The following is a 7,612-nucleotide window of genomic DNA, read 5'->3' as shown; positions in this document are numbered from 1 at the left end:
CCATCAGGGTTGTGGATGCCAACGCGATCATCGCCGCCGAACGCATAGCCCACCGAAAGGCCGCCATAGGCACCGGCCCAGTCAAACGAAGGCTGTGCGACGGGCGCAACCACCGGAACCACCTCGACCGGCGCAGAGTAACCGCCTGCAACCGCGGCACCGGTCGTGGCAAACAAAACGCAGGACACCAACGCAGAGGTCGACAACTTATTAAACATCTCAAATATCCTCGATAGGCGGTAAGGACGGCGCCTCACGGATGAACCAAGCTCTCACGAAAGCTTAGAATTGAAATGCTTGCGAAGCAATGAATCGCCCCTGTTCACGGTCCGACAGGGCCGAAAAATATCGGGGCCGCGACTCTTGTGTCACAGAATCGCCGAACTTTCTGACTTCGCGTGATGGCGGTTGTATCGTGAACGGCCTTTTGCCAAGACCATCGACAGGCAATCGGGCAAGAACATCGGCCCGCCCCAACAAAGGCAATGACATTTGGCACGACATAACCCCCCTTCGGACACATCGCTGCGCATTGCGGCCATTGTCGTGACTTATCGGCGGCTGGACAAGCTGCGCGACACGGTGACACGCCTGTTGTCCGAGCCGATCGACCACCTGATCGTTTTTGACAACGCATCCGGTGATGGAACGGCGGAATGGCTGGCCCAGGTGGATGATCCGCGGCTGATTTTCCGATGCAGCGATCGCAACCTGGGCGGAGCGGGCGGTTTTTCCGCCGCGATGCAGGAAGCCCGCGATCTGATCGATGCCGACTGGACGGTTGTCATGGATGACGACGGACGGCCCTTGCCCGGCGCAATATCGGCATTTCGAAAAATGGATCTGGCCGGTTGGGATGCACTGGGTGCCGCCGTGTTTCATCCCGACGGCACGGTCTGCGAAATGAACCGCCCCTATCGCAATCCCTTCTGGCGTGGCCATGAATTTCTGCGCACACTTGGCGGCAAGGGCCGCGCGGGTTTTCATCTGCAGGATGATGCCTATGCAGCGAATGCACCCATGATCGAGGTCGACATGTCCTCATTCGTGGGCCTGTTCCTGTCACGCCACGCGCTTGATGTTGCGGGTGTGCCGGATCCCCGGCTGTTCATCTATGGCGATGACCAGCTGTATACGCTGAACATGCGGCGCAAGGGGCTGAAGATCGGTTTTGCCCCCCGGATCAGATTCGAACATGACACCGAGGCCAAGCAAGGATCGTCCGGCCTGATCCTGTCTCCGCTGTGGAAGGTGTATTACATGTATCGCAACGCACTGATTGCCTATCGGGTCGCGGCCGGGGCCTTGTTCTGGCCGCTGGTGCCGGTGCTCTTGATCAAATGGCGGCGCAAGGCGCGCGATTATGGCGCCGAGGGAACCAGATTTCGCAAGATTTTGTCGGTTGCTGTCCGGGACGGTCTGGCCGGACGGTTAAACCGCAGCCATGATGAGGTTCTTGCCCTGTCGCAGCAACCTTGCGACCCGGCGGATCGCTGAACGAAATTCTTGGGCCGTGGATCGGGGCGGATGCAGATTTTACTTGTCGGAGCAGGACTGTCGGGCGCGGTAATCGGGCGCTTTCTGGCCGAGGCGGGGCATCAATGCCGCATCATAGACCGGCGCCCCCATATCGGCGGAAACTGTCATACCCGGCGTGACGACGAAACCGGCGTGATGATGCATGTCTATGGCCCGCACATCTTTCACACCGACGACCGGCAGGTCTGGGATTACGTCAATCGCTTCGCCGAATTCCTGCCCTATCGAAACCGCGTCAAGACGACGGTCGGGAACAAGGTCTTTTCGCTGCCAATCAACCTGCTGACCATCAACCAGTTCTTTGGCAAGGCACTGCGCCCGGACGAAGCGCGCGACTTTATCGCATCGCGGGCCGACCACAGCATCACCGATCCCGTCAGCTTCGAAGAACAGGCGCTTCGATTTGTAGGGGCGGATCTCTATGAGGCGTTCTTCAAGGGCTATACGGAAAAGCAATGGGGCTGTTCGCCCAGGGATCTGCCTGCCTCGATCCTCAAACGCCTGCCGGTCCGCTTCAACTATGACGACAACTACTTTTTCCACCGGTATCAAGGTATGCCGCGTCAGGGCTATACGCAGATGATCCAGGCGATACTGGATCATCCGGGGATCACGGTTGAACTGAACACCGATTTTTCGCCGGACATGAGCAGACAGGCCGACCATGTCTTCTGGTCCGGGCCTCTTGATGGCTTTTTCGATTACCGCCTGGGGCGGCTGGGATACCGGACACTCGATTTCGAGCGTTTCACCTATGACGGCGACTATCAGGGATGTGCGGTGATGAACTATGGCGACCGCGCCGTGCCCTATACCCGCATTACCGAACACAAGCATTTCAGCCCCTGGGAAGACCACAGGCATAGCGTCTGCTATCGTGAATACAGCCGTGCTGCCGGCCCGGACGACATTCCCTATTACCCGATCCGGCTGGTGCGCGAAAAAGCCCTGCTGGAAGAATATCTGACCAAAGCCCGCCAGACGCGTGGGGTCACATTCGTCGGGCGTCTTGGCACCTATCGCTATCTGGATATGGACGTGACCATCCGCGAGTCGATGGATACGGCGCAGATGTTCCTGACCCACCTGAAAAATGGCAAGGCCATACCCGCATTCCTGACCGACGCATGACCCTGCCCCTGCGTGCCTTATTCGAGATGGCTGGCAATCGCACGCGCAAGCGCGAAGGCGCGTTGTTCCAGAATGACCGGTGTTTCACAAACATAGGTCAGCGATTTCTGCCTTTCGACAAAGACCCGCTGATCCCAGTCCAGCGCCTCTTCTTCGGCGTCGATCGCATCGAAATCAGGTGATGCGGCCGCCTCGAGCCGGGCCATGGCCTCTCGTCGTTCTTCGATCTTGCGGGCAAGCTGCACCTGCTTGCGGCCATATCGTGCGATCCCGCGGATCAAGGCCGTCCGGTCCGGCTCGATCCGTTCGAGAACCGCAACCATCAAGGCGGTCAGCCCGTCATTGTCGGATGTATCGGCAAAGCTGGCGATTTCGCTTTCTGCGGTTTCGATGGGCATCCTGCGCTGTTCCAGCCGGTCGGCCAGATTGCCGATCAGATCATCCTGCGCCAGTTGATTGATACGATCATCGGGTATCGGGCCGCTCCACATCTGACCCAGGGAAAGATGCGGCTGCTTGCGCTGAATGCAGGGCCAGTCAGGATCCGTCCCATCCGCCGCCATGGCCTGACCTGCAAACAGGGCCACGCATATAACCAGTGCCGTTCTCATGCCGTTCCCCCTTGTTTCCTCCAACGTCCCTTGCCGGGATCATACATGAATATCGCCAGACCAAAAAACAGCACCAGACACCCCAGAACCACCGCCAGAGACAGCCAGTTCACCTGACAATACAATGCGAAACGGATCAGCTCGACGGCATGGGTGAACGGGTTGAACGCGCAAATATCATGAAGCAGGGTCGAACTTTCACGCATGCGCCACAGAGGATAGAGCGCCGAAGATGCGAAGAACATCGGGAAGATCACAAAGTTCATCACGCCGGCAAAATTCTCCAGCTGCCTGATCGCCGATGACAGGAACAAACCCATCGCCCCCAGCATCAATCCCGCCAACATCAACGCGGGAAGAACGGCCACATATCCCAATAGCGGCGGGCGTATATCCCACAGCCAGGCGATCGCCAGAAAGGCATAGACCTGGATGATCGACACAACGACACCGGCCACCAATTTTGACCCCAACAGGAACCAACGCGGAAACGGGCTGACCAAAAGGGTTCGCATCGCCCCTGTTTCGCGGTCATAGACCATCGACAGCGACGACTGCATCCCGTTGAACAACTGGATCATCGCGCACAGGCCCGGCGTCACATAAACCTCGTATAGCACATAGGTTTCATAGGGCGCGGTGATCGACAGGCCCAGAACCGCGCGAAACCCGGCCGCGAAGATGAACAGCCACACCAGCGGGCGCACAAGCGCCGCAAGAAAACGGCCGCGCTGATTAATGAAACGCAGGGCCTCGCGGCGGGTTATTCCGCAAAATGCAATCAGCCAGGCCCGCACGGAAAACCCGTTCATGCCGCAATCCCGGTCAGGTCCAGAAACGCCTGCGTCAAACCCCGTGAGCCCGCGATCTCCGCCGCAGGACCTTGCCGCAGAACCTGCCCCTCATGCAGGATCACCAGCCCGTCATCCGGTTGAATTTCATCCAGGATATGCGTCGCCCAAAGAACTGATACCTGGCCCTGCCGAACCAGACGGCGCGTCAGCGAAAGAACCTCGGCGCGCGACTTCACGTCCAGCCCGACCGTCGCCTCATCCAGCAACAACACATCAGGACGGTGAATAAGTGCGCGGGCAATTTCGGCGCGGCGCTGCTGACCGCCCGACAATGACGACACACGATGCCCCAGTCTTTCGCCCAACCCGACCTGGCCTGCCAGTTCGACGATGCGCGAGCGTGCGTCGGAGCGCGCAATACCATGTAGGCTGGCATGATAGGCGAGGTTTTGCATGACGGTCAGGTCCGCATCCAGCGCCCGGCTTTGAAACACCACGCCCAGCCGCGCCAAAGCCCGGGATGGCTGACGGCGCAGGTCATGACCCGCGACCCTGATCCTGCCCGAATTGTTGTCGTAAAGTCGGGTAATCAGCGAAAACAACGTGGTCTTTCCGGCGCCATTCACCCCCAAAAGCGCGGCAAAGCTGCTTTTGGGGATGGTGAAGGAAACCTCCTTCAGCGCCTGAACCGGACCAAAACTATGGCTGACCCGATCAATGTCCAGCGCGTTGTCGGACATTTCAGCGGATGTTGAAGACAGCTTGCTGGGTTTCACCCGATGATCCCGGGATCGACAGGGTATACCGCCCCGGAACGACCGCCACAAAGCTCATCGTGGCGGTGCCTGCATCGTCGAACTCAAGGCTGTGCACGCCCATCGGGCGGATCTCTATATCTTCAATGACGATTTCATTCACCCAGATTGCCCGAAAGAAATCCCCGCCCGACAGTGCAAGTTCCTGGCTGCCATCGGCATTGATGTCCAGCCGGTAATACCCACCGGATTTCAGGCTGTATTCCGCCGTTGCAACCGGCTGGCCGGCAGCAAGGGTCAGGGGCGCCAATTGGGTGCGGTTGTCACGCGCCAGAACACCGGGAAAACCGTAGTCGAATTTCGCTCCGGCCTCGTGAACCCCGGCATCCTCCCCGCCCTCGTCGTCGTCATCATCGTCGTCATCCTCTTGCGAGGCTTCGACTGCGGTTGCGGCCATGTCGTCGTCGGTGGACTCGGCAATGGCTTGTTGGGCAGTTGCGGCACCAGCCATGAATGCCATCAGCATAATGTAACGGATCACTTTATTCCTCCTCTTCGGTAAGGCTTCAGTCCGGCGCGACAACAACCCCCCAGGGCTGTTGGCCAACGGCGACCGATTTTACGACCTTTGCTGCCTCGACATCGATCACCGAAACATCGTTCGAATTTCCGTTTGTCGTGAACAGGTATTTCTCATCCGGCGTGAAGGCCATCTGCCAGACACGTTGCCCCACCAGCAGATAATCCTGCACCTCGTCGGTTGCGCCATCGATCACCGCCACCCGGTTCGCGGGACCCAATGCAACAAAAACCCTGGCGCCATCGCTGCTGACCCTGACACCGACCGGTTGGATCGCCTCGGGCAGCACGCCGGGGATCTCGAATTCGATCTTGTGTGAAATCTGCTGTGTGGACGGGTCTATCACACTGATCGTTCCGCCGATTTCAGAACTGACATACAGCTTGCTGCCGTCATGGTTGTATTCGGCGAAACGCGGACGGGAATCGACAAGCACATTCCCAAAGATCTCAAGCGTATCCGTATCAATGAAATGCGCCATATTGGTCGTTTCCGACGTATTGATGACAACCTTTCCATCGGGGCTGACCCCCATCCCTTCGGGTTCGACACCGACCGGTATTTCAGCCAGAACCTGATGGGTCCTGGTATCGACAACGGTCACAAGGTTGTCGTCTTCATTGGCCACATACAGCGGATTTCCGGATGGATGCAGCACGAACAGCTCGGGGTCCGGCCCCGAAGGCAATGTGTGCAGTTCTTCCATCGTCTGCGGGTCGAACACGCGCACGATATCATCATCGGACACGCAGACATACAATTCGGACCCATTGGGGCTGATCGTGATCCCGCGCGGGCGGTTTCCGACCGGATAGGTTCCGATCACCTCCAGGGTATCGCTGTCCAGCACCGTGACGTCATTGCCTTTTTCATTGCTGACAAACACCCGGTTGGCAAAGGCCGGGGTCACTGACAAACAAAGCCCGATCACGATCAACGGTTTCATTTCGCCTCCGCAAAGCTGCATTCGGTTTCGGGCCGGTCGATGCCCAATGTATCCAGCCGGCTCGTTTGGTGAAGATACTGCTCTTGCGGGCTGACCGAAGTCATCAGCAAGCCCGTGCTCAGCAAGATCGGCTGACGCAACTGATGGTCCCAATCACGCAGGGTCAGCTTTTGGCCCTTGAACCCGGCCACCTCGAATTGCTCCGACAACAGATAGTCGCGCAATTCCCCTGTCTCGCTGGACCCGCTGCGGGTCGCAGCCTCGCCCAGCATGCGCAGGGCCAGCCATGTCTGATAGTCAAGTTCACGCATCGGCCGGTTGGCCAGCGCTTCGAACCGGTTCTGGAACTGGGATGCGCCCCATGCTTCCATGGCAGGATGCCAGCTGCGCGGCACCAACCCCGCCGAGCCGGTGATCGGCCGCGGATCCCAGACCTGATAGGGCAGATAGGCCGCGAAAACATCCGCGTCATCTGCCGCCACGACAACATCATGTTCCGCCGCGCGCTGGGTAAAGACGGGCATTTGCTTTTGCACCTGCACATGCCCCGAATCCGTGCGCCTGGCCCCGCCTGTATCCTCGTATAACCGTTCCTCGACAATCCTGGCGCCGAACTTGGCCGCTGAACGGCGATAGGCATTCGCCAGATCGATGTCGCTCTGGTGGCTGCCCTCGATCAGGAACCAGCGTGTCCAGTTCTTCCACATCAGGAACTGCGCCAGCGCGTCGGCCAGCATCGCATGACTGGGCGCGACGTGAATGGTGTTGAACCGGCAATCGCGACCGCGAAGATTGTCGCCCCGCGCCGCCGCATTCAACACAGTCACGCGATCGCCTGCCTGATCGGCCAAAGACAAGGTCAGGCCGTCATCCGCCAACAGGACGACAAAACCGATATCGTCCTCGATCAGACGTTCCAGTTCGTCTGCGGCCGTATCGGGGGTGGCGACAACCTCTTGAGCTGTGAATTTCTGACCCATGAAGCGCCCGGTCGTGTCATTGTCCTCGATCGCCAGACGCGCACCCGCAAAGCCCAGATCCTCGGTCGCCAGTTCCAGGCGCGAGGTCGGCGGCAATTCCTGCCGGTCAACGCGCAGCACCGCCGCGCGAATGACCTCGGGCGTGGCTTGCTGTGCCATTGCCGGCAACGCCAGCATCCCGGCACCTGCCAGAAAAGCTATGATTCCCCTGAACATTTTTCCTCACTCCCTGTTTCATGTTGGGGTGCGTCGCCACGTGGAACAAGACGGTTTTTC

General features: G+C 59.0%; 8 protein-coding genes and 1 pseudogene. 2 read left to right on the top strand and 7 right to left on the bottom strand.

What is annotated here, in order from left to right; all coding sequences use genetic code 11:
- A pseudogene (locus PAF17_RS11855) lies at positions 1-218 on the bottom strand (porin family protein); the annotation flags it as partial.
- A 274-nt stretch (positions 219-492) separates the two neighbouring features.
- Here PAF17_RS11855 and PAF17_RS11850 point away from each other — a divergent pair.
- Positions 493-1,497 (top strand): glycosyltransferase, encoded by a 1,005-nt coding sequence (locus tag PAF17_RS11850; protein WP_271889307.1) that lies wholly within the window; start codon positions 493-495, stop codon positions 1,495-1,497.
- 30 nt (positions 1,498-1,527) lie between these two features.
- A complete protein-coding gene (gene glf / locus PAF17_RS11845; RefSeq protein ID WP_271889306.1) occupies positions 1,528-2,670 on the top strand; it encodes a UDP-galactopyranose mutase in 1,143 nt (380 codons plus the stop codon).
- A 17-nt stretch (positions 2,671-2,687) separates the two neighbouring features.
- Here the strand turns inward: glf and PAF17_RS11840 are convergent, their stop codons facing one another.
- From PAF17_RS11840 to PAF17_RS11815, 6 genes are read right to left on the bottom strand one after another with little or no spacing between them, the layout of a single operon-like run.
- A complete protein-coding gene (locus PAF17_RS11840) occupies positions 2,688-3,281 on the bottom strand; it encodes a hypothetical protein (protein ID WP_271889305.1) in 594 nt (197 codons plus the stop codon).
- On the bottom strand, positions 3,278-4,093 hold the full coding sequence (locus tag PAF17_RS11835; protein ID WP_271889304.1) for an ABC transporter permease: 816 nt from the start codon (positions 4,091-4,093) through the stop codon (positions 3,278-3,280). The genes PAF17_RS11840 and PAF17_RS11835 overlap by 4 nt, the downstream gene beginning before the upstream one ends.
- The gene (locus PAF17_RS11830) at positions 4,090-4,815 is read right to left on the bottom strand and encodes an ABC transporter ATP-binding protein (RefSeq protein WP_271889314.1); all 726 of its coding nucleotides are present in this window, start codon (positions 4,813-4,815) and stop codon (positions 4,090-4,092) included. Before PAF17_RS11830 ends, PAF17_RS11835 begins: the two co-directional genes overlap by 4 nt.
- 1 nt (position 4,816) lies before the next feature.
- Positions 4,817-5,371 carry a cupredoxin domain-containing protein gene (locus PAF17_RS11825; protein ID WP_271889303.1) on the bottom strand — a complete coding sequence of 185 codons (555 nt, stop codon included), beginning with the start codon at positions 5,369-5,371 and terminating at the stop codon, positions 4,817-4,819.
- Positions 5,372-5,396: 25 nt separating this feature from the next.
- The gene (locus tag PAF17_RS11820; RefSeq protein ID WP_271889302.1) at positions 5,397-6,356 is read right to left on the bottom strand and encodes a YVTN family beta-propeller repeat protein; all 960 of its coding nucleotides are present in this window, start codon (positions 6,354-6,356) and stop codon (positions 5,397-5,399) included.
- Complete coding sequence (locus PAF17_RS11815) at positions 6,353-7,552, bottom strand: ABC transporter substrate-binding protein (RefSeq protein ID WP_408636415.1); 1,200 nt, start codon at positions 7,550-7,552, stop codon at positions 6,353-6,355. Before PAF17_RS11815 ends, PAF17_RS11820 begins: the two co-directional genes overlap by 4 nt.
- Positions 7,553-7,612: the final 60 nt, after the last annotated feature.

The sequence above is a fragment of the Paracoccus onchidii genome (genome assembly GCF_028294535.1).
Classification (GTDB): Bacteria; Pseudomonadota; Alphaproteobacteria; order Rhodobacterales; family Rhodobacteraceae; genus Paracoccus; species Paracoccus onchidii.
This window is presented reverse-complemented; position numbering and strand designations above follow the sequence as displayed.